This window comes from Devosia sp. ZW T5_3, assembly GCF_044987315.1.
In the GTDB taxonomy this organism is placed as follows: domain Bacteria; phylum Pseudomonadota; class Alphaproteobacteria; order Rhizobiales; family Devosiaceae; genus Devosia.
The window spans coordinates 1-24,371 of sequence record NZ_JBJDRE010000015.1; the positions used below are offsets into that span (position 1 = coordinate 1).

Sequence of the window (24,371 nt, forward strand, 5' to 3'; positions counted from 1 at the left end):
CCAAAATCCCCCGCATACTCCCTCCATCTTCCGGGATACGGGCGGCGCTGCAGCGACGAGCGTCCGGAAGCCAGCCGGGGGAGTGGGGGGCGCGCTCCGCTCCGGGTCGAGCGGACGAGGCAATCGGGCGGGCGCTACGGCAAACGCTGGGGCCTGCGATCACGCCGTCCGACAAAGTCCCGGCACCCCGAGACGGCTTCCGTCTCATTTTTTATCCCTTACGAGGCGAAAGCCGTCTCGGGGTCCGTCCGTCTCTTCGATAACCGCATCAGGCGGCGCTTTGTCATGCCCCCATCCAACACCATCAAAATCATACCGTACCGTACGGTACGGTACGGTTTTTTATTGATCCTGCCCTGGAATGGGTCTAAAGAAGATCAACCATCGTCGGCCAAACCGGCGCCAAGCCCGAGGAAGTGTCATGCCTGCCTATCGTTCCCGCACCACCACCCATGGCCGCAACATGGCCGGCGCCCGCGGGCTCTGGCGGGCAACGGGCATGAAGGATGGCGATTTCGGCAAGCCCATCATTGCCGTGGTCAATAGCTTTACCCAATTCGTGCCTGGCCACGTCCATCTCAAGGACCTCGGCCAGCTCGTGGCGCGCGAGATCGAGGCTGCCGGCGGCGTCGCCAAGGAATTCAACACCATCGCGGTCGATGACGGCATCGCCATGGGCCATGACGGCATGCTCTATTCCCTGCCCAGCCGCGACCTGATCGCCGACTCGGTGGAATATATGGTCAATGCGCATTGCGCCGACGCCATGGTGTGCATTTCCAATTGCGACAAGATCACCCCCGGCATGCTGAACGCCGCCATGCGCATCAACATCCCCGTGGTGTTCGTGTCGGGCGGTCCGATGGAAGCCGGCAAGGCCATGCTCAAGGGCAAGCTGCAGGCGCTCGACCTGGTCGACGCCATGGTGATGGCCGCCGACGATCACTATACCGATGCGGAAGTGCAGGCCGTCGAAGAGGCCGCCTGCCCTACCTGCGGCTCGTGCTCGGGCATGTTCACCGCCAATTCGATGAACTGCCTCACCGAGGCGCTGGGCCTCAGCCTGCCCGGCAATGGTTCGACCCTGGCGACGCACTCCGATCGCAAGCGCCTGTTCCAGGAAGCCGGCCATTTGATCGTCGATCTGGCCAAGCGCTGGTACGAGCAGGACGATGCCTCGGCGCTGCCGCGCTCCATCGCCACCAAGGCCGCCTTCGAAAACGCCATGGCGCTCGATATTTCCATGGGCGGCTCGACCAATACCGTGCTGCACATCCTGGCCGCGGCCCATGAAGGCGGCGTAGATTTCACCATGGACGACATCAACAGGCTCAGCCTCAAGGTGCCGGTCCTCTCCAAGGTCGCGCCCGCCAAATCGGACGTCCACATGGAAGACGTGCACCGCGCCGGCGGCATTTTCGCCATTCTCGGCCAGCTCGACCGCGCCGGCCTGATCAACCGCAGCGAACCCACGGTTCATGCGGAAACCATGGGCGACGCCATCGACAAGTGGGACATTTCCCGCACCAATTCGGAAAGCGTGCGCCAGTTCTATATGGCCGCACCTGGGGGCGTGCGCACCACCCAGGCCTTTTCGCAGTCCAACCGTTGGGCCGAACTTGATCTCGACCGTCAGAACGGCGTCATCCGCTCGGCCGAAAACCCCTTCTCCAAGGATGGGGGCCTGGCCGTGCTCAAAGGCAATATCGCCATCGATGGCTGCATCGTGAAAACGGCGGGCGTCGATGACTCGATCCTCAAATTCACCGGCCCGGCCCGCGTCTTCGAGAGCCAGGACGATACGGTCAAGGCGATCCTCTCCAATCAGATCAAGGAAGGCGACGTTCTCGTCATCCGCTACGAAGGCCCGCGCGGCGGCCCCGGCATGCAGGAAATGCTCTATCCCACGAGCTATCTCAAATCCAAGGGCCTCGGCAAAGCCTGCGCCCTGCTCACCGATGGCCGCTTCTCCGGCGGCACCTCGGGCCTCTCCATCGGCCACGTCTCCCCCGAAGCGGCCGAAGGCGGCACGATCGGCCTGGTGCGCGAAGGCGATACAATCGAAATCGACATCCCCAACCGCACAATCACGCTGCTGGTGACCGATGACGAACTGGTCCAGCGCCGCCACGATCAGGACGCGCTTGGCTGGAAGCCGGCCCATCCGCGCAAGCGCAATGTGACCCAGGCCCTGCGCGCCTACGCCGCCTTCGCGACGTCCGCCGCCCGCGGCGCCGTGCGCGACCTCGGCGAGCTGGATTTCTAAGCCACTTGCGCTGCTATTACATCAACCTGGCCCACCGGACCGACCGGCGGGCCATTATGGAACAACGCTTTGCCGGCTTGGGCCTCGCCCATGAACGCGTCGAAGCACTGACGCCGGCCGCAATCACCCCCGAGCAGCGGAAACGCTACTGCAATCCTGCGGAGCACGCCTGGCAGAGCGAGGGCGAACTGGCCTGTAGCCTGAGCCACCTGCAGGCCATGCGCCAATTCCTCGCCACGCCAGCGCCATACGCCGCCATCTTCGAAGACGATGCAGTCCTCGCGCCGTCGCTGCCCGCCTTGCTGGAGCAATTCGAGCAGGCAGCGCCGCAGGTCGATATCCTGCGGCTCGAAACCACCAATACGCGCATGCGGCTATTGCCGCGCGGCGACGCCCAGATCGGCGAATTTGCCATCCATCGCTTGTTGAGCACGGGCGGCGCCGCGGCCGGCTATGTCATGTCCCGCAAGGGCGCCGAACGGGTACTGGCGGGCGAAGAAGTGCTGTTTGACCTCACCGATCAGGCCCTGTTCAATCCCTATGCCCCGATCGCCCGCGACCTGGCAGTGCGCCAGCTGGTGCCCGCCCTGGTCGTTCAGGAAGATCGGCTCGGCCAGCGCGCCGACCGCATCGCCAACAGCGACCTCGAAAGCACTCGCCGGCATCGCGACCTCATCGACAAAGCCAATTTCTGGCGCCGCGCCCATTACAATTTCGTCGATTTCGTCGCCCGCGACATTGCCCTGCCACTGCGCAATGTGTGGTTGCGCCTGACCCTAGGCGCCGCCAAGCGCGACGTGCCCTTCAAAGCCGAGTGAGCCAAGGCCGCCGGCACACCCAGCACTTGCGGTTAAACACGACAAATACGTGACAACCGCCTCTGACCCGTGCTAGAGGCTCGCTCAGCCCTCGAGCGGTCTGCCAAGATTGCTCGTTGGTCAGGTTCGATAGCGGGGATTCCACCCTCCCTATCGAACCGACCTAATCCCCCAAATTGCCGGACAGTTGCAACAGCCGCTTTTGCTCGCCCAAACGAGCAAGGCCGGCAGCGCATTGCGCTGCCGGCCCCGGAATAGTCTCGAACCAGGCTTGATCAGCCTTTGCTGGCCACGGCGTCGAGCGTGGCAAAGTCCTCGTCGCTGAGCTGGATACCAGCGGCGGCGACATTGTCTTCCAGATGCTTGACCTTGCCGGTGCCCGGAATGGGCAGCATGACCGGGCTGCGCTTGAGCAGCCAGGCCAGCGCGATCTGGCTGGGCGAGGCATTGTGCTTGGCCACGATCGCCTTGGCCTCGGCATGGCCCTCGACCAGATCACCACCGGCCAGCGGGAACCACGGAATGAAACCGATGCCCTGCTGCTCGCAATAATCCAGCACGTCCTCGCTCTCGCGATTGGCGAAATTGTAGAGGTTCTGGACTGTAGTGACCTTGAAGTACTTCTGGGCTTCCTTGATCTCGGCCACGCTCACCTGGCTGAGACCGGCATGGCGGATAATGCCTTCCTTCTGCAGCTCGGCAATGGTCTCGAACTGCTCGCGGGCCGGCACCTTGGCGTCGATGCGATGCAGCTGCCACAGATCGATCCGCTCGATCTTGAGCCGGCGCAGACTCAGGATCGCGCCCTGACGCAAGAATTCCGGCCGCCCTACCTGCGGCCATTCATTAGGCCCGGTACGGGTGAGGCCACCCTTGGTGGCGATGATCGTGCCCTTAGCATAGGGGGCCAGCACCTCACCGATCAGCTCTTCGCTGATATAGGGACCGTAGCTTTCCGCCGTATCGATGAAATCGACATTGAGATCCGGCAGGCGCCGCAGCGTGGCCTTGGCCTCTTCGACATCGGCGGGCGGTCCCCAGATGCCGGGGCCGGTAATGCGCATCGCGCCAAAGCCGAGCCGGTTGACCTTGAGGTCCCCGCCAACGGCAAAGCTGCCCGAAAGAGCTGCGTCAAGTTTCGTCATTTTGAAGTCTCCGTGTGAATGCGCCAGGACAGCGCCGGAAGGGTAGGCAGCATCGCTGAAAAGATGCCGACAAGACCTCGCCCTCGGCAAGCTCGGGGTGAGGCGTATTGTTTGATCAGGCGCCGATGGCGCTAATTGTGTTCTTCGGGCAGGTCCGGCAGCGGCATGAATTCAATGCCTTCTTCGGCCAGTGCAACCACCTCGTCACGGGTGGCCTCGCCGTAAATGCCCCGCGCCTCGACTTCCTCGAAATGAATCTTGCGGGCTTCTTCGGCAAATTTGTCGCCGACATAATCGGCTTCGCTCACCACTTTCTGCCGATAGGCCCGCAGCAGTTCGCGAAACTTGGCCGCTTCGGGATGGCTGGAGCTGAGAGAAACCTTCTGCTGGTCGGTGCGCGCTACGGCCGGCGCCATCGGCGCCTTGCTGACCTTGTCCGAACCACACACGGCGCAGCTGACAAGGCCGCGCGCCTGCTGTTCGTCGAACGCCGCCGCGTTCCTGAACCACGCGTCGTAATGGTGGCCCTTGTCGCAATTGAGGGAATACTGAATCACCGAACCGTCCTTGGCGCCTGCGCGGCGCCCGTCTGTTCAATGATATAAGTCATAAGATTAGTCCTGCAATGCATCGGGCAGGGTAAAATCACGCGCATTGGCCAAAGCCGGAATACGGCCGCGCACCTCAGTCACCAGGTCGGGCACAATATCGGCCAGTAGCACACCCGGCTCGTCATGCGCCAGTTGCGCCACGATCCGGCCCCAGGGGTCGATCACGATGGAGTGCCCGTAAGTCGCCCGGCCACTTGCATGCTGCCCGCCCTGCGCCGCGGCGATGACATATGAACCCGTTTCGATGGCTCGCGCCCGCAACAACACTTCCCAATGCGCCTGCCCCGTCGGCACCGTGAAAGCCGCCGGCACCGCGATCAGCGTCGCACCCGCATTGGCCAGACCATTGTAGAGCCTGGGAAAGCGCATGTCGTAGCAGATGGAAAAGCCCAGGGTGAATTCGCCCAGCGGCGCCGTCACCGCCGCCTCGCCGCCTCTATAGGTGGCGCTTTCCTTGTAGGCATTGAGCCCGGCAATATCGGCGTCGAACAGGTGGATCTTGTCATAGGTCGCGGCGATCGCCCCATCAGGACCGAATAGCACGCTGCGATTGGCAAAGCGCCCATCTTCAAGCGGCACGGCGAGCGAACCGATATGGATATGAATGCCGTATTGCTGTGCCAGCGCCCCCACCCGCGCCAATTGCGGGTGCCCCTTGAACGGCGCCGCAACCTTGGCCAGTCCCTCACGATTCTCCGCAAAGATCATGGTGACTTCGGGCGTCAGCACATAGGATGCGCCCGCCGCAGCCGCCTCGGCGATCATGGGTTCAAGCGCAGCAAGATTGGCGTCGGGGTCCATGCCCGAACGCATCTGAATGGCAGCGATTTTCATATGTCTGGTTCCGGTGCCACGCCGTGGCGAAATATTAGTCCGCCAGCAAGGGGTCCAGCCCGCCCTGCCGGTCAAGCGCGGCCATGTCGTCATAGCCGCCCACATGGGTTTCCCCGATGAAGATTTGCGGCACGGTGCGGCGGCCATGGGCGCGCTCGGTCATGGCGGCGCGCAGGTCCGGATCGAGCACCGTGATCTCGGTATAGTCCACACCCTTGTCGCTCAGCAGCGCCTTGGCCGCATGGCAATAGGGACAGGTGGGGGTGGTGTAGATCTCGATCTTGCTCATCTGCGCTCTCCGAAAGCTGCGGTGGGTTTCCTACTATATGGGCATTTCCGTTGCGATCACAACGCGCGCAAAGCTCATCACATCGATATGTTCGACGCCGCTTTTCTTGAGCGCCCGCACCAAGGCCTTGCAGGTCGCCCCGGTGGTATAGACGTCGTCGATTAAAACCAGCCGCCGTCCTGCCCGTCGCGCCAGCCGCTCGATATCCACGGCAAAGGCCCCCGCCACATTGCGGGCCCGCCCGTCGCCGCTCAGCCCCACCTGCTGCCGCGTTTTCTTGACGCGCCGCACCAGCCCCAATTCGCAGTCAAGCCCAGTAAGCTTGGCCAGTTGCAGCGCCAGTTCTGCCGATTGATTATAGCGCCGCTCGCGCAATCGCGCCGGATGCAGCGGCACCGGCACCAGGATGGGCTTTCCGGCCCATAATTCATGGCCCGCCCCCGCCATCAGCCGCGCGCAGAACCGCGCCAGCTCGGGCCGATCGCCATATTTAAGGCGCGACACCAGCGTTCCCGCCAGATCGTTATAGACCAAAGCCGCCCGTGCCCGCTCAAAAGGCGGCGGATCGGCAATCGCCTCGGCCGACAGGGTATCGGGACCCAGCGCCACCTCAAATGGCAGGCCCAGCACCGGGCAGAGCGGCGCCGTGATCGGCCGCAGCGCGGCAAAACATTTGGCACAGAGCGTATCCGCCGTGCCCGTGGGGGCGTCACAAGAGAGACAAACCGGGGGATAGAGCTGATCGAGCAGGACCTGCCCGGCGCGCCTCACGCCCAGGGCAAGCCGGTGATGTAAAGGCGTGGTTTTGACAAGCTCGTCCTGGCTCTCCATAACGAGCCATCCTGCCACGCGCGCAAAACCCGGCAATCCCCTTTATGGCCAATCCGCCCAAAATCTTCGACACCGCGCTGATCGCAGCCCATTTGGCGCGCCGCCCGCCCGGCGCCAATAACTTCATCATGGACCTGGTGCTGGGCGATCTTGAGGATCGGCTGGGCACGCTGATCCGCGACTTCCCCCGCGCCCTGATCATCGGCCCCGATATCGACGTGCTGCCCACGACGGGCCAATCCGCCAGCGCCAGTTTCACCTATCAGCGGCTTGCGGCCTTTGCCGGCTCCGATGATCTCACTGATTTGCCCGAAGGCCCGTTCGATCTCATCGTCTCCCTGCTCCATCTGCAGGCTGTCAACGATGTGCCCGGCTATATCGCCCGCCTGCGCGCCATTCTGGCGCCCGATGGCCTGCTGACCATTGCCGCTTTGGGCGGCGATACCCTCACCGAATTGCGCGAAGCCTTCCTCGCCGCCGATAGTCTGGTCACCGGCGGCGCCTCGGCCCGAGTGGCGCCGATGATCCAGGTGCGCGATGCGGGCGGCCTGCTGCAGCGCGCCGGGCTGGCTTTGCCGGTCGCCGACGTCGAAACCCACATCGTGCGCTATGCCAATCCCTTCGCGCTGATGACCGAGCTCAAATCCCTCGGCGCCGCCAATCCCCTGGCCGACCGCCCCCGGCGCCTCGCCACGCCCACTCTGCTCGCTGCCGCAGCCAGCGCCTATGCCGAGCGCGACGCCGACCCTGATGGCCGTATCCGCTCCACCCTCGATATCATTTGGCTGTCCGGCTGGGCCCCACACGAAAACCAACAAAAGCCCCTCAAGCCCGGTAGTGCCACCAGTCGGCTTGGCGACGTGCTCAAGGGGTAATCGCGCGCTACACCATCGTCCGCAAGTCATCGATCAATTCGCTGGGCGTGTCGGCCGCGGGAATGACGCCGATGCGGCGCAGCCAGCACCACATCGTCACGCGATGCAGCATCGTATAATACCAGAGCGCTCCCGCAGGGTCGGGGTGGTCTATCCTGCCATAGCCCGCCAATATCTCAGGCGTGCTGCCGGGCGCATCATGCTCGGAGCAGAACAGGCACTTGGCCAGATCGAACACTGCATCAGCCGCCCGCGCATTGCCAAAATCGATCAAGCCGCTCAACACCAGCTTACCGCTGGCATCCTCCACGCCCAGCACATTGTTGGGGTGCAGGTCATCATGGGCAAAGACAGCGCCCTTGCTAAACGGAACGATGGAAGTAAAGCGCGCCTCGGCGATGTCTCGCAGGCGCTTGCCAAGCGCCGGTTCCCCGCCCATGGCGACAAACCACTCCAACGAATGCGCAATCCTTTTGCGCAAGGAGGCCTCGTTGGACGCAAGAGGATCGACAATGCCTTCTGCGCCAAAGGCGCCATAGGCCGGCATCTTGATCTCATGTAGGGATCGCAACAATGCGCCGGTCTGCCGATAGAGACCGGCAATATCGGGATGATCCTTGAGCGCGCCCGCGGTAACGCCCGGCAGATAGTTGGTGACCACAAAATCGAATGGCAGCTTTGTTCTGCTCTCATCCACCAGCAGGTGCTGCGCCAGGGGTAGCCCTCTATCGCGCAACTGGGCCGCAGCAAAAGCATCCTTGCCAGCGGAACTGTGAACACCTTCGGCATAGACCTTCAAAACCACCGCAGAGCCGCTCGACAGATCAATCCTGAAGACCGGCGTATTGCCGCCGCTCATCGCCGTGATCGCGACGACCGACCCCAGCTCGAGCCCGGCCAGCGCCGCCGCAACCTGCTGCTCCTCCAGCTCCATGGTTCCCTCCGCTACCAAAGGCCAAAAACCAAAAAGGCCGGTGTTTCCACCGGCCTTTCCGTATTCTTGTATCCACCCACTCAGGCGGCGGCTTCCTCGTCGCTTTCGGCGGCGTCGGCCTTGGTGCGCTTGGGCGACTTGGCCAAGTTCTTTTCGATCAGTTGCACGGCCTCGGTCAGCGTCAGGCGATTGACCGCGCCGATTTCGCGGCTCATACGGTCCATGGCCTGCTCGAACAGCTGGCGTTCCGAATAGGACTGCTCGGGCTGCTCTTCGGAGCGATAGAGATCGCGCACGACTTCGGAGATGGCGATCAGATCGCCCGAATTGATCTTGGCTTCATATTCCTGAGCGCGGCGCGACCACATGGTCCGCTTGACGCGTGCACGACCGGTCACGGTGGTCAGCGCCTGGGTGACCATGTCCTCTTCGGCAAGCTTGCGCATACCGACGGATTTGATCTTGGCGACGGGCACGCGAAGGGTCAGCTTGTCCTGCTCGAAACTGATGACGAACAACTCAAGGGTCAGGCCGGCGACTTCTTGTTCCTCGATCGAGACGATCACGCCGACGCCATGCGCCGGATAGACAACATACTCGCCCGTCTTGAAACCCAGCCGTGTCTGTACCTTCTTGGCTACCATAGTCTTGGAACTCCTTGTTGACGCCCCAAATGGACAATTCCCTGCGGGAAGGATCGTCCACTCCAAACTCATAAACGCCCAAATCGTGGGCGCTGCGCGCAGCAAAAACCCCATGGCTTTCCAGGTCCGCTTTCCCCGGAGGCCAGGCAACACACCAATGTCGGTCAAAAAAATCGTGCCATCAGGCACGGGTTGGTGACGGGCTCAACTGCATATAGTGAGACCATAGCACAAAATTTCAGCAAAATCAAAAACTACGAATCAATGACGGATTCATGCCGCCGCGGGACGGCGGTCAATGTGACCGGGATATGGCGCCGCGAGCGCATCTGCACTAACAAACCTATCCACGATGTCATTCCCGCGAAAGCGGGAACCTCTGTTCGCTTTGCCGAGCGCCTAAACGGAGGTTCCCGCTTTCGCGGGAATGACACCGTGGGTTATCGCTCATCCAGCCCGTCCGCCTATTCGTCAGTCGCCTTCGCCGGGCGCCTCTGAGAAGTACTTCGCCAGCTTACCGTCTTCGCCGTCCTTTTCCTTGGCCTGGGGCAGCGGATCGCGCCGTTCGGTCAGGTTGGGCCACATCGAGGCAAATTTGGTATTGAGCGCCAGCCATTCGTCCAGCCCGCTTTCGGTATCGGGCTTGATCGCTTCGGCCGGGCATTCAGGCTCGCACACGCCGCAATCGATGCACTCGTCCGGATGGATGACCAGCATATTCTCGCCTTCGTAGAAACAGTCCACCGGACACACTTCGACGCAATCGGTATATTTGCAGGCAATGCAATTATCGGTGACGATATAGGTCATCTATTGGGCAGTCCCGAACGATGGTCCGGCGCCGGGAGGGACGGGGCCGGATGGTCTCAACGGCTGCGGTGCTAAACCCTTTTGGCTTTCCCTGCAAGATCGTGCGGGGGCAGGGTTTGGCCCGCATCCGGCAATGGCCAGCAAATTTTCCCGCGCCGGCCCAGTCACCCTGCCACATGGCGATAGACCAGATCCTCCTTGTCCTGCCGTGGCGCATCCGGATCGAGCCGGGCGCCCAGCTTTTCGGCCAACGCCCTCGACCGCGCATTATCCTGATCGACATAGCTCACCAGCGTCGGCAGCTTCAGCACGGCGAAGGCCCAGCCCCGTACGGCGCGAGCGGCTTCCAACGCATAGCCATGGCCTTCATGGGTGCCATAGACGAGCCAACCCAGTTCCTTTTCAGGGAATAGCGGACCGTGATTGATCCCCACCTGCCCGACACACTCGCCTGTTTCCCGCAGATCAATCATCAACGCTCCATGCCCGAACAGGTCCCAGCAGGCAATATCGTGGCAGAATGTGAGCCAGGCGCCCTGGTGTCGAAGGGCCCACCCATATAGCGCGACCGCGGCGAGCCCAGAAATTTTGCATAATCAGCAAAGTCGTCCAGCACCGGCGCGCGCAGCACCAGCCGCTCGGTAGTGAGGGTGGGAATGTCGCCGAACGACATCTTATGCCTCCCCATCCTTGAGCCGGTCCGTATCGCGCCGCTGTTTCTTGGTCGGCCGCCCGGCCCCCTCGTCGCGCGGCGCAATCGCCGCTTCATAGGGCGAGCGCTCGGCCTTGGGCAAAATGGGTGGCGACAGGTCTTCGTAGAGCGTCATCGCCTCGCTGGCCGGTCCCCGCCGCACGCCGGCATCGAGGATTTTCCAGACCACGATGCGGCCATGGATCGCCATGGTCAGCACGTCGCCCGCGCCAACCTTGTAATCGCTTTTATCGGTCCGTTCGGAATTGACGCGGATGGCGCCGGTCTCGATGACCTTTTGCGCCAGTGTGCGCGATTTGAGGGCGCGCGAGAAAAACAGGAACTTGTCGAGCCGTTCCTTGCGGACGGGTGTCGCACTGGTTCCTGTCAATCGCTACTCCGCACTCTTGTTGCGCAAGGCCGCCAGCTTGGCGAAGGGGCTGTCCGGATCGAACTTGGCCTCGCGCTGCTCGGGCCGCGGCTTGTCGAATTTAGGCCGCTCGTCGCGGGGCTTGTCGAACTTACGATTGTCATTGCGCCCGCGCGGCTCGAATTTCGGCTTGGGATTGAGATGCTGGGCCTTGCTCAGGTCCTGCACTTCGCCCTCGGGACGGCGCTTGGCCGCCGGCCGCTGCTGCCGATTCTCGCCCTCGGGACGGCGGCGATGCTCATGCCGCTTGGTCTCGGGCCGCTTGCCGCCGGGGAACCAGATTTCATCGAATTCGGGCTCGGCAGGGGTCGCATCTGCAACCACAGCCGGCTCGGATTCAACGATGGCCGTCGCCGGAATGTCGGCTTCAAGCGCCACGGGAGCCACTTCCGCCTCGGCCGCGACGGCCTCCAGCGGCGCTTCGGCAACAGCATCGACCGATGCGGGATTCTCTGACAGCACCTCTTCCAGCGCCGATGCCTCCGCACTGGCTTCAGCGGCCACGGGCGCCGCGACCTTGGGCGTGCGCTTGACGCGATAGCCGAGCGAGCTCAGGATCGAGGCGAAATCCTCGCCCGAACACCCCAGCAGCGACGTCATCTCGACGGTCACGCGGAACCCGTTGCCCTCGGCGGCCCCCACCGGCACATCGCCCTGATGACGGGTCGGATCGAGCGCAATCAGCGGCCGGATGATATCGGCCAGCCGTTCCAGAATATCGACGCGCACGGCCCGCTTGCCGGCCACCTTGAAGCCGGCGACCTCATAAAGCCTGGTATCGACCTCGGGATCGACCAGGAACGAGGTGCGGCCCGAGAGCACGATATGGGGAATGTCGGTGACGCCCGGTTGGCGGATGCCGCCATGCTTCAGCGCAAATAGAATCAGCGCCAGTTCGCGCGGCGCGGGCTTGAGCGCCAGCGGCAGGAAGATGTGGTAGGCGCCGAACTTGATGCCCAGTTTGCGCATCTTGCCGCGCACATCCTGGTCGAGCGCCTTGACCTCGTCGGCCACTTGCGCCCGCGGCAACAGCCCCAGATGCTCATAAAGCTGGAAGGCAATACCCCGTGCCGCGCCTTCGATATCGGCCGGCGCTTCCAGCGACATGACGCTTTCGAGCACGGTATTGATGTGATGGCGCAGCCACAGGCTCAACCGGTCCTGCACGCGCTCCAGGTCCACCCCGGTCAGCGTCTCATCGGCCAGAATCAGGATGCGCGGGCGATAGAGCGCATCGCCCTCGATCAGCTCGGCGACGACATCGCCCTTCCAGCGCAGCTTGCCATCGGTCGCCAGCACGAATTCCTCGTTCGGCGCCCCGGCCAGCCGGTCGGCCCGATTGTGGATTTCGGGCGCCACCACGTGATCGGCCGCCGCCCGCAAGCCCTTGGTATCGACGTCCCCGTCATTGCGGGAAAGGGTAAAGCGGAAGCCTTCGAGTGTGCCGATCAGATGGCCTTCCAGCCGTACTTCGCCACGCTCATTGATCTCGGGAGATGCCATACGTTTGTCTTTCAGGTGGCGAAGCAAGACGCTCGTGCGCCGGTCGACGAACCGCTGAGTGAGCCTTTCATGCAGGGCATCGCTCAGGCGGTCTTCAATGTCTCGGGTCTTTTCGCGCCAATGTGAAGGGTCTGCAAGCCAGTTTTTCCGATTGGCGACAAACGTCCAGGTGCGGATTTGCTTGATCCGATTGCTGAGCGTATCGATGTCCCCACTGGCATTGTCGCAAAAGCGAACCTGCTCGGCAATCCAGTCCTGGTCGACCGTTCCATTTCGTTTCAAATCCGAGTAAATTCGGGTGACGATTTCCCCGTGATTGGCCGGCGAAATCCCCTGATAATCAGGGATTTGGCAGCATTCCCACAACAGCCGAGCCCCGTCCAGACCGCGCGCCAGCTTGCCGGCCTCGTTGCGCGCTACAAATTCGAGCGCCCGCTGGTCCGTGGCCACCGGAACCCGCGTCAAACTGCGGTTTTCCGGGCTCTGTTCGAGGCTGTCGAGCAGTGCGGGGATGGATGAATAATCTAGCCTATTGTTGCGCCATTGCAGCACTTTGACGGGTTCGAAATCGTGGGTTTCGAGCGCCACGACCATTTCTTCCTCGAATCCCTCGGTGCCCCCGGTCACCCCGAACGTGCCATTGCGCGCGTGACGACCCGCCCGGCCGGCAATCTGCCCCAATTCTGCCGCAGTTAGCGGCCGGCTCTGATGGCCATCGAATTTGGTGTCGTCGGCAAAGGCGACATGGTGGATATCGAGGTTCAGCCCCATGCCGATCGCATCGGTCGCCACCAGGAAATCCACGTCGCCATTCTGATAAAGCTCGACCTGCGCATTGCGCGTGCGGGGGCTGAGCGCGCCCATCACTACCGCCGCCCCGCCCCGCTCGCGCCGGATCAGTTCGGCAATGGCATAGACCTGCCGCGCCGAGAAGGCGACGATGGCTGAGCGCGTCGGCTGGCGCGAAATCTTCTTGGACCCTGCATAGGTGAGCTGGGAAAAGCGCGGCCGATCCACGATATCGGCATTGGGCAGGAGTTTTCGGATCACCGGCGCCATGGTCGCCGCGCCCAGCAACAGGGTTTCCTGGCGGCCCCGCGCATTCAATATGCGGTCGGTAAATACATGTCCGCGGTCAAAATCGATCGCCGTCTGGATTTCGTCGATCGCCACGCAATCGACATGGATATCCATCGGCATGGCCTCGACCGTGCACACCCAATAGCGCGGCCGCGCCGGCACGATTCGCTCTTCCCCGGTCACCAAAGCCACGGCCTGCTCGCCGACCCGCTCGACCACCCGCGTATAGACCTCGCGCGCCAGCAAACGCAGCGGCAGCCCGATCATCCCGCTCGGATGGGCCAGCATTCGCTCGATGGCGAAATAGGTCTTGCCGGTATTGGTCGGGCCAAGAATCGCCTTGACCGATTGGTAGGGTGTAAAAGTCATCGCCGCCAATGTAGGGGCAGTTCTGTCCGGTTACGAGCCCCCAGCGGCCTGTCCCACAAATGCACACTCAATGCGACGGAAATGTCATCCGGCTTAATGGCAGGAACAGCCGGGGAACGAAACAGAACCGAATCGGCGCGACTCACTGAATCCCGTTTTGTTCTCCACCACTGGTAGTAGGTCGCGGCACCCCGCCCCACCAGACGCGAATGCGGCAACCAGGGTTTGGCCGCCAACGGAACTTTCCCGTTCAACTCCGCTACCAAACCATGAAAATCCGCGATTTTTCGCGATCCATGAAGCAAAGGTAAATCGCGTGGGTTCTCAGTTTTTTGCCCCGTAGAGATTTCGCCGCCCCATCTCTGCGGGCCTCAGCGGTAAGATTGAGGATATTCCCCATTGACCGTCCCATCCGGGGACAAGGGCAAATTCGTCCCCTTCCACAATGCCATCCCACCCACCGTGTCATTCCGGCGCAGGCCGGAATCCACGTCCGTGGCGATCCGCATACATCCAGCGCCGGGATGGTCTTCAGCATGGATTCCGGCCTGCGCCGGAATGACGTCGTGGCTGGCTTGGTCACTCGGGCATCCTCCCGTCCCGAAACGGCACAATTCCGCGCCATCACGCCCCTGCCCGTTCACCTCTGAACCAAACCCGGAACGAACCGGGAAGAAACGGCAGAGAATCAACCAATGCGGCTTTGTTCTCCACCACATCTGGTGGCCCGCCACATCGCTCGTCCACTAGCCGGCGACGCCATCGCCAAAAACCCGCCCGCTCCCCGCCAAAGCCGTTCAACTCCATCACCAAAGCATGAAGATTGCTCGTTTTCGGCCAGGTCTGAACGAAACGCTAATCGCAAAAAGCACGAGGGCCGCACTGACTTAACAGCGCAGCCCCCAAAAATGCCCAGTGTCGGGCCGCGATCTTGGCAAAAAACCCGTTGACCGTATCGAAACGGGACGACGCCTCAGGGCTTCATACTGGTCAGCACCATGGATAGATCCCCCATATTGGTGCCCAGCAGCACGCGATAGGGCACGAAATAGCCCGTCTCACCCAGCGGCGCATACCACATCAGGATGCGGCTCTTGTCAGCGAGATAGTTGGTGATTTCGGACTCGGTGAAATGTCCCGAGATCGGCTGGTAATCGAGACTGCAGACCACGACCGGCCCCTGATAGCCCGTGCGCGGCGAGGTGGCCTCGTCTTCCCCGGCATAGCTCATGGCGATGTTGAAGCGCTCGACCCCGGTAAAGATATTGAGCTTGCGCTGGCACAGCCCCTTGTCGAGCGTTCCGCCCTTGACGACGAAGGCCGAGAGGAAGTCGCCGACGCCCGTCAGATGCCGGCGTTCCAGCGGCACCCGGTCATAGGTATCGGTGATCGGCGGCTCGACCTTGAAGGCGCTGACCTCGCCGCCGGCAAAGGTCACATCTACGCCAAAGGCTTCGCCATTGGCTCGGGTCTTGAGATTAAAGCTTTGCGACACCAGCCCATTGGCCGAACTGCCCGAGGCATGGGCGCTGGCCGTGCCGCTGGCCACCACGGCGCCCATCCCCGCTACATTGGCGGAAAGATCAAGCGCATAGCGCGAGCCATTGTCGCTGAGCTCGACATCCATCATGGCGATATTGATGCCGCCCAGGGTCAGCACATAGCTGGCGCGGGCATCCACCTGTTGGGCAAGAGCGGGCGTCGCGGCCATAAGGGCCATTGCGGCGAAGGCGGAACGGAAATAGGTCACGGGCGCGTCGTCTCAACACTTTGGGGCGAGCAGGCAGGCCCGGACGCCGCAGCGAATCACTATTAATGATGAAATTGCCGTGCCCTTGTGGCCCATGCAAGGCAATCACGGGCGTTTGCGGGCGCTGTCTTCTTGACGCGCCCCCCCCTTTTCTCTAAAGAGCGGCCAAGATTTCACAACAATCGAGGCCCGTCGCGGTATTGAGCCGCCACGTAGGACCTTTACACAAATTAGGATATCTCCAAATGGCACGTCGCTGTGAACTGACTGGCAAGGGCGTAATGACCGGGAACAACGTGTCCCACGCGCTCAACCGCACCCGCCGCCGCTTTCTCCCCAACCTGCTCAACGTAACGTTGATTTCGGACGCGCTGAACCGTCCGGTCAAGCTGCGCATCTCGGCTGCGGCCCTGCGCACCGTCGAGCACCGCGGTGGTCTTGACGCCTTCCTGCTCAAGCAGGACGACGCGACCCTGTCGACCCTGGCCCAGGGCATCAAAAAGGAAGTCCGCGCCGCTCTCGCTGCTGCCTGAGCGAAACGGCCGGCCTATAAGAATTAGCCGCGTGGATGACGTGTCCACGCGGTTTTGTTTTGCGCTATGATGGCCAAGACGAACATCCGCGCCGGTCTGCTGCCGGGCCGCGGTTACATTGAGGTGCATTCTGATGCTTGCTCGTTTCGTGGCGGCCGTTGCCGCCATGGTCGTGGTCGTCGCCGCGTCCAATATTCTGGTGCTGTTTCCGCTGCAGGTCCAGCTTGGTTCGGTCAACCTGGCCGATCTGTTGACCTGGGGCGCCTTTACCTTTCCCTTTGCATTCCTCGTCACCGACCTCACAAACCGCTATGACGGCCCGCGCAATGCACGGCTCGTCGTTCTGGTGGGCTTTCTGGTAGGCCTGGGGCTCTCATTCTATCTCAGCTATCGTCCCCTGCCCTGGAATGCCGAAGGCGGTCCGGCGACCACCCAGCGCATTGCCCTCGCCTCTGCTGCGGCTTTCCTCACCGGCCAATTGCTCGATATCGCTGTCTTCTCGCGGCTGCGCGCGGCCAAGGCCTGGTTCCTGCCGCCGCTGGCCGGCTCGCTGTTCGGTTCGCTGATCGATACGGCGATTTTCTTCACGGTCGCCTTCGCCCCGGCGCTCGTCGGCATCGACCTGCTGTTCGGTCTTGCGGATGGCTCGCTGGCCTTCCCCGCCCCCTGGCTAGGCGTTGGCCCCGAAGTCCCGCTCTGGATTTCCCTGGCCTCCGGCGATTTCCTGGTAAAGTTCCTCGCCGCGCTGCTGCTGCTGGCCCCTTACCGCGCCCTGATGGGCCGGATCATGCCCCTGCCGCCGCTGGGCGCGCGGGCCTGACGACTATACCTGATCTGGTGGAGGGCACTGAGGTGCCGAGACGGCGGTCAGGCCGAGCCGAAAGGCGTAGCTTTCGAGAACCGGAGCGGAGCGTACATCGGTACGTGAGCACCGGAAGCGCAGAAAGCTGCGGCTTGCAGGCCGGCATCACCGCTGTATCGGCGCCTCAGGCAGCCCAAACTCCAGCAGCAGGCTCCGCTGCCAATCATTGAAATTATTATCCGAGCCAATAACAACCCGCGTTTCGCCATCGGCCGCCGTATAAACCGCCATCGACTCCATATTGTCGACCTCCCCGCCGCCGGCCGACAGCAGCACTTCGCCCGCCATCACATTGCCGGCTCGCACTTCGGCGGCCGGCACGCGACGCAGGGCCATGGAAAAGCTCAGGAACGACACGCCGCGTTCGAGCACCAGCAGGTCCCCATTGGGCAGGAAGGCGCATTCGGTAGGGTCGGTCGCCGCGCTCGAACGATAGCTCACCGGCCCCTTGTCACTCTGCCCCAACAGCCACCCGCGATGATTGCCGTCCGCATCGAAGGCTCCCTCGGCGAGCAACAGCGTCGAACCGGCAATCGGGGAGCCGGCCGGCGCCACGCACACCGATTCCAGTGTGCTATTGGTGCGCAATTGGCTGAGCCAATCAGGAATCGCCACCTCGCGCGCGGCGCCACCGGGCACGCCATTGCTCAGCGCAAAATCGGCCACCCGCGTCAAATTCTCGAACCCCACCCGCACCGCCACCGGTAGCCCGTCGCGATAAACGGTATCCACTGACTCGGCATCCCGTGCATATTGCCGGGGCAACAAATCACCCTTGGAATTGCGCATGGGATCGATGGTGACGCCGATAAAGCCGAACAGCCGGTTCGCGTCATCATAGGCCAATTGCCCGGAGACGAAATTGCCGCGATCGCTGACAAACACCGCGCGGTGATCCGCCCCGGTGAAAGTCAGCCCCGACAGGCCCCCGAAAGTATCCTCCTGGCTGACCATGGCGATACCGCCCCGCCAGATCAGCTTGTCCACAGGCTGATCGAGGGCGCTATCCTTGAAGCGGGTGATCTGGACGGCGCTGACGGTTACCTCGGCGGCTGCGGCGGGCTGTACGCCCGCCAGCAGCGCCATGATCCCGGCAGCAGCAATCAGTCTCATCCGCGGCCGCGCCGGCGCGATTGGGCCGGAGGCTCTTCATCGAACAGCGCCGCCAGCTCATCCGTCAGCGCCCCGGCAAGTTCCTCGGCATCGAGCAGCGTCACCGCCCGGCGGTAATAGCGGGTCACGTCATGCCCGATACCCACGGCCACCAGTTGGATGGGGGAGCGCGTTTCGATATCCTCGATCACCTGGCGCAAATGGGCTTCCAGATAATTGCCGGCATTGACCGATTGCGTCGAGTCATCGACCGGCGCGCCGTCGGAAATCACCATCAGGATGCGGCGGGCTTCCGGCCGCGCCATCAGCCGCTTGCGCGCCCATTCGAGCGCCTCGCCATCGATATTCTCCTTGAGCAGGCCTTCGCGCATCATGAGGCCAAGATTTCGCCGTGCATGCCGCCACGGCTCGTCCGCTGCCTTGTAGATGATGTGGCGCACGTCGTTGACACGCCCCGGATTGGCCGGGCGATTGGCTTCGAGCCACGCCTCGCGGCTCTTGCCACCCTTCCAGGCGCGGGTGGTAAAGCCCAGGATCTCGACCTTGACGCCGCAGCGCTCCAGCGTGCGGGCAAGGATATCGCCACAAATCGCCGCAATGGTGATCGGCCGCCCGCGCATTGAGCCCGAATTGTCGATCAGCAGCGTCACGATCGTGTCGCGGAAATCGGTATCGTTCTCGACCTTGAAGCTCAAAGCCTGCATCGGATCGGTCACCACGCGGGTCAACCGCGCCGTGTCCAGCAGCCCCTCTTCCAGATCGAACTGCCAGCTGCGGTTCTGCTTGGCCATCAAACGCCGCTGCAGCTTATTGGCCAGGCGCGCCACCGCACCCGCCAGGTTTTCCAGCTGCTTGTCGAGCAGCGCCCGCAATTGATCCAGCTCGTCCGGCGGGCACAATTCGGCCGCCTTGACGATCTCGTCGAATTTGGTGGTGAACACCTTGTACTGAAACTGATTGGACAGGCGCTCCCCGCCATCCTTGGCGGGCGGGGGCATGGGCGCGTCTTCGCCCGCTTCGGCGGCCGCGTCCTCATCGGTATCGGCCATGTCCGATTCCATGCCTTCGACGTCGCCGGTTTCTTCCGACTCGCCGGCCTGCTGGTCCTGATCGGCATCCGAGCTTTCGTTTTCGCCCTCGCCCTGCTCCGGCGCCTTGTCCGAGCTGTCCCCGGCATCGGGCTCCTGATTGTCGTCGCTCTCCTCGTCGGAAGCGTCCGGATCGTCCAGCTCGCTTTCGGGCACGAGGTTGAGGTCGCGTAGCAGCGCCTTGGCGGCCTTGGAAAACTCGTCCTGGTTCTCATAGCGCGTCAACAGATCGTCGAGCGACTTGCCGCCCTTGTCCTCGATTTCCTTGCGCCACAGATCGACCAGCGCATGCCCCGAAGGCGGCACCGGCACGCCGGCCAGCTTCTCGCGCAGCAACAGCCCGAGCGCTTCGGCGATCGGCGCATCGCCCTTGTCATCGACCTCGGCAAAATTGGCGCGGAACAGCCGGTCTTCCAGCATTTCCCCGATATTGCCCACCATGCCCGGCATGCGCACGCAGCCCAAAGCCTCGACGCGCGCCTGTTCCAGCGCATCGAATGCCGCCCGCGCCATGGGGTCCACGGGGCTGCGCTTGCGGTGGGTTTCCGGATCATGGCTGGCCAGCCGCATCGCCATGGCGTCGCCTTGCCCGCGGGCAATGGCCACATCGCGGCGGGTCGGCAGGCGCGGCAGATTGGCGAGCCGGGCCTTGTCCGAGGTCAGCAGCGGCCGGTCGGAGGTGAAGGTCACCTCCAGATCCGCCTTGCCACCAATGGCTCGCACGGTCGCACCCATGGCCGATTTGAAGACCTGGGTCTGGTCGGGTCTATTGGCTTTGCTGCGAGGAGGCTGTGCCATGAGGTTCGGTCCGGCTTAGTGTTCTTGATCTGGCTTGTGTGCTGCCATCAGCAGCAGCATGGGCCGTATTATTTCGTCGGCAAGGCCGGGCATGGCCTTGAGATCATCCGCGCTGGGCGACCATTCATCCATGGCGTCGATGACAAAGCCCGCCACCAGCAATGCAGTGACCATGGTCGACATCTTGCGGTGGTATTTGACGATGCCCTCGACCACCCAATTGGTCACCCGCTCGCCTTCGCGCGCATAATCGCTCAGCGCAAACACCCGCTTGCCACCGGACTCGAGCCATTCCGGCTCGCCCCGCGCCGCAAAAATCGGATGCTCCATCGAAAAGACGAAGGCGCCACCCGGCACCAGTGCGTCGCTCACCTTGCGCGCAAAGGCATCGAAGTCGCCGAGGTAATGCACGGCCAGCGAGGAGAAGACGAGATCGTAGGCGCCGGTCTGGGGCACATAGGTCTCAAGGTCGGCCTGCTCATAGCGGATCGGCAGGCCCGGCCCGCGTTCTTTGGCGCTGGCGATCATCTTTTCGGAGAGATCGACACCTACCACCTCGGCGGCGCCCGCCTCCACCGCAAAGCGGCAAAAGGCGCCAAAGCCCGATCCCAGATCAAGCACATGGCGGCCCGTCAGATCCGGCAACATGCCCCGAAGCGACGCCCATTCGGGAGCCCCAGCCAGTCCCTGGCGCGAACGCGGGAACTGGCTGTAACCCTCGAAAAATTTGGCGTCGTCATAGATATTCTGGGCCATCGTGCCATCCGGTGCGGAAGCGCCTCGGCTCCTTTTTCACGGTGTCATTCCCGCGAAAGCGGGAACCTCTGTTTGCTGAAGCAAAACCAAACGGAGGTCCCCGCTTTCGCGGGATGACCCGGTGGATGCTAGGCGGTCACCGCCAGATTGGCGGACGACTCGGGCAGGTCTTCCCCGAAGACGCGCTGATAGAACTCAGCCACCACGGGGCGCTCGAGCTCGTCGCATTTGTTGAGGAAGGTCAGCCGGAACGAGAAGCCGATATCGCCGCCGAAAATCTGCGCATTCTCGGCCCAGGTGATCACGGTACGCGGGCTCATCACGGTGGACAGGTCCCCATTGATGAACGCCTGGCGCGTCAAATCGGCCAGCCGCACCATGTTGGACACGAGCTTCTTGCCCTTTTCGGTCTCGCCATAAGCCTTGTTCTTGGCCAGGACGATGCCGACTTCCTTGTCATGCGGCAGGTAATTGAGCGTCGTCACCAGGCTCCAGCGGTCCATCTGACCCTGGTTGATCTGCTGGGTGCCGTGATAGAGCCCAGACGTATCGCCCAGACCAATCGTATTGGTGGTCGAGAACAGGCGGAACGCCGGATGGGGCACGATCACGCGGTTCTGGTCGAGCAGGGTCAGCCGACCCGCCACTTCCAGCACGCGCTGAATCACGAACATCACGTCGGGACGGCCCGCATCATATTCGTCGAACACCAGTGCGACATTGTTCTGCACCGCCCATGGCAGGATGCCATCGCGGAATTCGGTGATCTGCTTGCCATCCTTGAGCACGATCGCGTCCTTACCGACGAGATCGATACGCGACACGTGGCTATCGAGATTGACACGCACCAGCGGCCAGTTCAGCCGCGCAGCGACCTGCTCGATATGGGTCGATTTACCCGTGCCGTGATAGCCCTGCACCATGACGCGGCGGTTGAACGCAAAGCCGGCCAGGATCGCCAGAGTCGTGTTGCGGTCGAACAGGTAATCCGGATCGATCGGGGGCACATGGCTGGTGCGTTCGGCATAGCCCTTGACCACCATGTCGGTGTCGATCCCGAACAGGTCCCGGGCCTTGTAGTCGGTGTCGGGCAGATTGCTGAATTCACTCATTGGAGGGCTCTTGCAGAAAGGAGAGAAAATCGAGGCGGGAGAACGAAAAGACGGGCGCTCTATAGCAGCAATGTGACAAGGGGGGTAGCCGTGGATTGCTCACCCCTGCCTCGCAGATTACTTCGCGACAAAGCCTGCCTTTTTAAGATGCGAATAGGCCGCGATGATCGTGCGCAACCGGTCTTCAGAAGATTTATCACCGCCATTGGCATCGGGATGGTGGATCTTGACCAGGGTCTTGTAGGCCCGCTTGATCTCGTCCGATTTGGCATGACCCATAATGCCCAGCGTTTCGAGCGCCCGCCGGTCCGGCTCATGCAGCGGCTTGACGCGTTCGGACGCCGGCGTCTGCGCCTGCCGGTGCCGGTAGCGCGCGAACACGCCGAACGGATCGCCATATTTGTCGCCGGGCCGCAGGCCCGCCGTGCTGGCCGGCCGCGCGCCCGCCTGACCCGTGGCAAAACTCTTGCGAGTGTCGGCCTTGGGTGGCGCATGCAGCGCCTCTTCCAACTCGTCCTTCTCCATGCCGGCGAAGAAATTGAAGGCGGTATTATAGTGGCGCACATGCTCGAGGCAGAAATGATGATACTGCCCCTCGCTGCGATGCCCCTTTGGTGCCTTGTGCGTACCGGGCCGGTCACAGCCTTCCCAGTCGCAGATCTGCTCCACCGGCGCAGGTTTCTCTTCCCGGCGCGGCCTGATGCGAATGTTATCGAACAGCTTGGATTGCAGTTTCATTCTCGCCTAGTTACTTGCCAATAGACCAAAGGAACCTGCCACGATGTCCGCCAGACAGACCATCATAGCCAAGCTCACCGCTAAATTTGCCCCCGCTTTCCTCGATGTGATCGACGAGTCGAGCCAGCATCATGGTCACGCCGGGTGGCGCGAGGGTGGTGAAACCCATTTTCGTGTCAGAATCGCGACCCGTCATTTTGACGGTCTAAGCCGCATCGCGCAACACCGCGCGGTCATGGACGCGCTCGAAACCGAACTCAAGGGCCCGGTGCACGCCCTGGCCATCGACGTTCTGCCCGCCGAAGGACCGTTCTAGCCACAAGGTCGGGGCCGCAAGATACAGCATTATGAGCCGGGATGGGCTTCTATCTGCGCATCTCATCCAGAAATGCCGACACCGCCTCCGGCGCAACACCCTTTTCGATGAACGCCTTGCCGATGCCGCGCGTCAGAATGAAGGTCAGCGCGCCGCGCGAGACCTTCTTGTCCTGCGCAATGGCTGCCATCAATGTCTCGGTGGAGCCGAGCCCGCCCTCGATATCACTCAATATGGTTGGCAGGCCCGCATTTTTCAAATGCGCGGCAATCCGCCCGGTGTCCTGGCTTGGCGCGAGGCCCAGTCTGGCGGAAAACCCATGCGCCAGCACCATGCCGATACTGACCCCCTCGCCATGCAGCAGGCGGTCGGAATAGCCGGTATCCTTTTCCAGCGCGTGCCCGAAAGTATGCCCCAGATTGAGCAGCGCGCGGACGCCCAATTCCTTTTCGTCTTCGATCACCACCCGCGCCTTATGCGCGCAGCAGCGGGCAATCGCCTCGCCCCGCGCCGGCCCGCCCGCAAAGATTTCTTCGCGCTTTTCCTCGAGCCAGAAGAAGAAATCCTCGTCGTCGATCAGCCCATATTTGACCACTTCGGCATAGCCGGATGCAAATTGGCGGGGCGCTAAAGTGTCGAGTGTCGACAAATCGGCCAGCACCAGCCGGGGCTGATGGAAAGCCCCGATCAAATTCTTGCCATGCGGCGAATTGATCCCCGTCTTGCCACCCACCGAGCTATCGACCTGCGCCAATAGCGACGTTGGCATCTGCACGAAGTCCATGCCGCGCCGCGCAATCGAAGCGGCAAAGCCGGCCAGATCCCCAATTACCCCACCGCCCAGCGCGATCACCAGATCGCCCCGCTCCAGCCGCGCCGCCAATATGCCCTCGACCGCCGCCTGCAGCCCGGGCCAGCCCTTGGTGCTTTCCCCCGCCGGCAGCACGATTTCGCTATGGCCCAGCCCCGCTGCATCCATGGACGCGATCAGCCGGGGCAATTGCGCCTTGGCCACGTTTTCATCGGTGATGATGCCAAAGCGCCTGCCGGGAAAGCGCTCAGCCAGGATCGCCCCGGCCTCATCGATCAACCGGTCGCCGATCAGAATGTCATAGGCGCGCTCGCCCAGTGCAACGTGAACCTTGTGGGCGATATCGGCCATGAGCGAAACAGTC

The 24,371-nt window shown here is 62.6% G+C and carries 23 protein-coding genes and 1 pseudogene; 6 read left to right on the forward strand and 18 right to left on the reverse strand.

Features of this window, described 5'->3' with window-relative positions:
• Nucleotides 1-421 precede the first annotated feature (421 nt).
• Both ilvD and ACI3KW_RS17670 read left to right on the forward strand, forming a co-directional pair.
• The gene (gene ilvD, locus ACI3KW_RS17665; protein ID WP_404849186.1) at nt 422-2,266 is read left to right on the forward strand and encodes a dihydroxy-acid dehydratase; all 1,845 of its coding nucleotides are present in this window, start codon (nt 422-424) and stop codon (nt 2,264-2,266) included.
• 5 nt (nt 2,267-2,271) lie between these two features.
• Nucleotides 2,272-3,084 carry a glycosyltransferase family 25 protein gene (locus ACI3KW_RS17670; RefSeq protein WP_404849187.1) on the forward strand — a complete coding sequence of 271 codons (813 nt, stop codon included), beginning with the start codon at nt 2,272-2,274 and terminating at the stop codon, nt 3,082-3,084.
• Between the two features lie 275 nt (nt 3,085-3,359).
• On the opposite strand, the gene ACI3KW_RS17675 is transcribed toward ACI3KW_RS17670, so the two are convergent.
• The 5 genes from ACI3KW_RS17675 to ACI3KW_RS17695 form a co-directional block, all read right to left on the reverse strand.
• Nucleotides 3,360-4,229: an aldo/keto reductase gene (locus tag ACI3KW_RS17675; protein ID WP_404849188.1), complete on the reverse strand. Its 870-nt coding sequence runs from the start codon at nt 4,227-4,229 to the stop codon at nt 3,360-3,362.
• A gap of 131 nt (nt 4,230-4,360) precedes the next feature.
• A complete protein-coding gene (locus ACI3KW_RS17680) occupies nt 4,361-4,786 on the reverse strand; it encodes a DUF1178 family protein (protein WP_404849189.1) in 426 nt (141 codons plus the stop codon).
• 57 nt (nt 4,787-4,843) lie between these two features.
• On the reverse strand, nt 4,844-5,674 hold the full coding sequence (locus ACI3KW_RS17685; RefSeq protein ID WP_404849190.1) for a carbon-nitrogen hydrolase family protein: 831 nt from the start codon (nt 5,672-5,674) through the stop codon (nt 4,844-4,846).
• Nucleotides 5,675-5,708: 34 nt separating this feature from the next.
• The gene (gene grxC / locus ACI3KW_RS17690; RefSeq protein WP_035103026.1) at nt 5,709-5,963 is read right to left on the reverse strand and encodes a glutaredoxin 3; all 255 of its coding nucleotides are present in this window, start codon (nt 5,961-5,963) and stop codon (nt 5,709-5,711) included.
• A 33-nt stretch (nt 5,964-5,996) separates the two neighbouring features.
• On the reverse strand, nt 5,997-6,794 hold the full coding sequence (locus ACI3KW_RS17695; protein WP_404849191.1) for a ComF family protein: 798 nt from the start codon (nt 6,792-6,794) through the stop codon (nt 5,997-5,999).
• A 44-nt stretch (nt 6,795-6,838) separates the two neighbouring features.
• On the opposite strand from ACI3KW_RS17695, the gene ACI3KW_RS17700 reads away from it, so the two are divergent.
• The gene (locus ACI3KW_RS17700; protein ID WP_404849192.1) at nt 6,839-7,669 is read left to right on the forward strand and encodes an SAM-dependent methyltransferase; all 831 of its coding nucleotides are present in this window, start codon (nt 6,839-6,841) and stop codon (nt 7,667-7,669) included.
• Nucleotides 7,670-7,676: 7 nt separating this feature from the next.
• On the opposite strand, the gene ACI3KW_RS17705 is transcribed toward ACI3KW_RS17700, so the two are convergent.
• The 7 genes and pseudogenes from ACI3KW_RS17705 to ACI3KW_RS17735 form a co-directional block, all read right to left on the reverse strand.
• Nucleotides 7,677-8,603: a phosphotransferase family protein gene (locus ACI3KW_RS17705; protein ID WP_404849193.1), complete on the reverse strand. Its 927-nt coding sequence runs from the start codon at nt 8,601-8,603 to the stop codon at nt 7,677-7,679.
• A gap of 80 nt (nt 8,604-8,683) precedes the next feature.
• Nucleotides 8,684-9,247 (reverse strand): CarD family transcriptional regulator, encoded by a 564-nt coding sequence (locus tag ACI3KW_RS17710; RefSeq protein WP_035101539.1) that lies wholly within the window; start codon nt 9,245-9,247, stop codon nt 8,684-8,686.
• 471 nt (nt 9,248-9,718) lie between these two features.
• Complete coding sequence (fdxA, locus tag ACI3KW_RS17715) at nt 9,719-10,057, reverse strand: ferredoxin FdxA (protein ID WP_404849194.1); 339 nt, start codon at nt 10,055-10,057, stop codon at nt 9,719-9,721.
• 164 nt (nt 10,058-10,221) lie between these two features.
• Nucleotides 10,222-10,730: pseudogene (locus ACI3KW_RS17720) on the reverse strand (GNAT family N-acetyltransferase).
• Between the two features lies 1 nt (nt 10,731).
• Entirely contained in the window at nt 10,732-11,139 is a 408-nt protein-coding gene (locus tag ACI3KW_RS17725; RefSeq protein ID WP_404849195.1) for an RNA-binding S4 domain-containing protein, read from the reverse strand.
• A 3-nt stretch (nt 11,140-11,142) separates the two neighbouring features.
• On the reverse strand, nt 11,143-14,130 hold the full coding sequence (locus ACI3KW_RS17730) for a helicase-related protein (RefSeq protein WP_404849196.1): 2,988 nt from the start codon (nt 14,128-14,130) through the stop codon (nt 11,143-11,145).
• Between the two features lie 973 nt (nt 14,131-15,103).
• Complete coding sequence (locus ACI3KW_RS17735) at nt 15,104-15,880, reverse strand: DUF3108 domain-containing protein (RefSeq protein WP_404849197.1); 777 nt, start codon at nt 15,878-15,880, stop codon at nt 15,104-15,106.
• Nucleotides 15,881-16,125: 245 nt separating this feature from the next.
• Between ACI3KW_RS17735 and rpmB the strand changes: the two genes are divergently transcribed.
• Both rpmB and ACI3KW_RS17745 read left to right on the forward strand, forming a co-directional pair.
• Nucleotides 16,126-16,413, forward strand: coding sequence for a 50S ribosomal protein L28 (gene rpmB, locus ACI3KW_RS17740; RefSeq protein WP_035101533.1), 288 nt, complete (start codon nt 16,126-16,128; stop codon nt 16,411-16,413).
• Between the two features lie 133 nt (nt 16,414-16,546).
• On the forward strand, nt 16,547-17,233 hold the full coding sequence (locus tag ACI3KW_RS17745) for a queuosine precursor transporter (protein WP_404849198.1): 687 nt from the start codon (nt 16,547-16,549) through the stop codon (nt 17,231-17,233).
• A gap of 147 nt (nt 17,234-17,380) precedes the next feature.
• Here ACI3KW_RS17745 and ACI3KW_RS17750 read toward each other — a convergent pair whose 3' ends face one another.
• The 5 genes from ACI3KW_RS17750 to ACI3KW_RS17770 form a co-directional block, all read right to left on the reverse strand.
• Nucleotides 17,381-18,388, reverse strand: a complete 1,008-nt coding sequence (locus tag ACI3KW_RS17750) for an esterase-like activity of phytase family protein (RefSeq protein WP_404849199.1) — start codon at nt 18,386-18,388, stop codon at nt 17,381-17,383.
• A complete protein-coding gene (cobT, locus tag ACI3KW_RS17755; RefSeq protein ID WP_404849200.1) occupies nt 18,385-20,274 on the reverse strand; it encodes a cobaltochelatase subunit CobT in 1,890 nt (629 codons plus the stop codon). Before cobT ends, ACI3KW_RS17750 begins: the two co-directional genes overlap by 4 nt.
• Before the next feature lie 15 nt (nt 20,275-20,289).
• Nucleotides 20,290-21,030 carry a class I SAM-dependent methyltransferase gene (locus tag ACI3KW_RS17760; protein WP_404849201.1) on the reverse strand — a complete coding sequence of 247 codons (741 nt, stop codon included), beginning with the start codon at nt 21,028-21,030 and terminating at the stop codon, nt 20,290-20,292.
• Between the two features lie 128 nt (nt 21,031-21,158).
• Nucleotides 21,159-22,142: a cobaltochelatase subunit CobS gene (cobS, locus tag ACI3KW_RS17765; protein ID WP_404849202.1), complete on the reverse strand. Its 984-nt coding sequence runs from the start codon at nt 22,140-22,142 to the stop codon at nt 21,159-21,161.
• Between the two features lie 117 nt (nt 22,143-22,259).
• Nucleotides 22,260-22,880, reverse strand: coding sequence for a J domain-containing protein (locus tag ACI3KW_RS17770; RefSeq protein WP_113119850.1), 621 nt, complete (start codon nt 22,878-22,880; stop codon nt 22,260-22,262).
• A gap of 43 nt (nt 22,881-22,923) precedes the next feature.
• Between ACI3KW_RS17770 and ACI3KW_RS17775 the strand changes: the two genes are divergently transcribed.
• Nucleotides 22,924-23,196 carry a BolA family protein gene (locus tag ACI3KW_RS17775; protein WP_404849203.1) on the forward strand — a complete coding sequence of 91 codons (273 nt, stop codon included), beginning with the start codon at nt 22,924-22,926 and terminating at the stop codon, nt 23,194-23,196.
• A gap of 49 nt (nt 23,197-23,245) precedes the next feature.
• On the opposite strand, the gene aroB is transcribed toward ACI3KW_RS17775, so the two are convergent.
• Nucleotides 23,246-24,358 (reverse strand): 3-dehydroquinate synthase, encoded by a 1,113-nt coding sequence (aroB, locus tag ACI3KW_RS17780; RefSeq protein ID WP_404849204.1) that lies wholly within the window; start codon nt 24,356-24,358, stop codon nt 23,246-23,248.
• Between the last annotated feature and the right edge of the window lie 13 nt (nt 24,359-24,371).

Coding starts and splice junctions, on each gene's coding strand:
- cobT (WP_404849200.1), bottom strand. CDS start 20,274: ATGGCACAGCCTCCTCGCAGCAAAGCCAATAGACCCGACCAGACCCAG.
- grxC (WP_035103026.1), bottom strand. CDS start 5,963: ATGAGCAAGATCGAGATCTACACCACCCCCACCTGTCCCTATTGCCAT.
- ACI3KW_RS17730 (WP_404849196.1), bottom strand. CDS start 14,130: ATGACTTTTACACCCTACCAATCGGTCAAGGCGATTCTTGGCCCGACC.
- ACI3KW_RS17750 (WP_404849199.1), bottom strand. CDS start 18,388: ATGAGACTGATTGCTGCTGCCGGGATCATGGCGCTGCTGGCGGGCGTA.
- ACI3KW_RS17770 (WP_113119850.1), bottom strand. CDS start 22,880: ATGAAACTGCAATCCAAGCTGTTCGATAACATTCGCATCAGGCCGCGC.
- ACI3KW_RS17775 (WP_404849203.1), top strand. CDS start 22,924: ATGTCCGCCAGACAGACCATCATAGCCAAGCTCACCGCTAAATTTGCC.
- ACI3KW_RS17685 (WP_404849190.1), bottom strand. CDS start 5,674: ATGAAAATCGCTGCCATTCAGATGCGTTCGGGCATGGACCCCGACGCC.
- ACI3KW_RS17760 (WP_404849201.1), bottom strand. CDS start 21,030: ATGGCCCAGAATATCTATGACGACGCCAAATTTTTCGAGGGTTACAGC.
- ACI3KW_RS17700 (WP_404849192.1), top strand. CDS start 6,839: ATGGCCAATCCGCCCAAAATCTTCGACACCGCGCTGATCGCAGCCCAT.
- ACI3KW_RS17675 (WP_404849188.1), bottom strand. CDS start 4,229: ATGACGAAACTTGACGCAGCTCTTTCGGGCAGCTTTGCCGTTGGCGGG.
- fdxA (WP_404849194.1), bottom strand. CDS start 10,057: ATGACCTATATCGTCACCGATAATTGCATTGCCTGCAAATATACCGAT.
- rpmB (WP_035101533.1), top strand. CDS start 16,126: ATGGCACGTCGCTGTGAACTGACTGGCAAGGGCGTAATGACCGGGAAC.
- ACI3KW_RS17705 (WP_404849193.1), bottom strand. CDS start 8,603: ATGGAGCTGGAGGAGCAGCAGGTTGCGGCGGCGCTGGCCGGGCTCGAG.
- ACI3KW_RS17710 (WP_035101539.1), bottom strand. CDS start 9,247: ATGGTAGCCAAGAAGGTACAGACACGGCTGGGTTTCAAGACGGGCGAG.
- ACI3KW_RS17695 (WP_404849191.1), bottom strand. CDS start 6,794: ATGGAGAGCCAGGACGAGCTTGTCAAAACCACGCCTTTACATCACCGG.
- aroB (WP_404849204.1), bottom strand. CDS start 24,358: ATGGCCGATATCGCCCACAAGGTTCACGTTGCACTGGGCGAGCGCGCC.
- ACI3KW_RS17745 (WP_404849198.1), top strand. CDS start 16,547: ATGCTTGCTCGTTTCGTGGCGGCCGTTGCCGCCATGGTCGTGGTCGTC.
- cobS (WP_404849202.1), bottom strand. CDS start 22,142: ATGAGTGAATTCAGCAATCTGCCCGACACCGACTACAAGGCCCGGGAC.
- ilvD (WP_404849186.1), top strand. CDS start 422: ATGCCTGCCTATCGTTCCCGCACCACCACCCATGGCCGCAACATGGCC.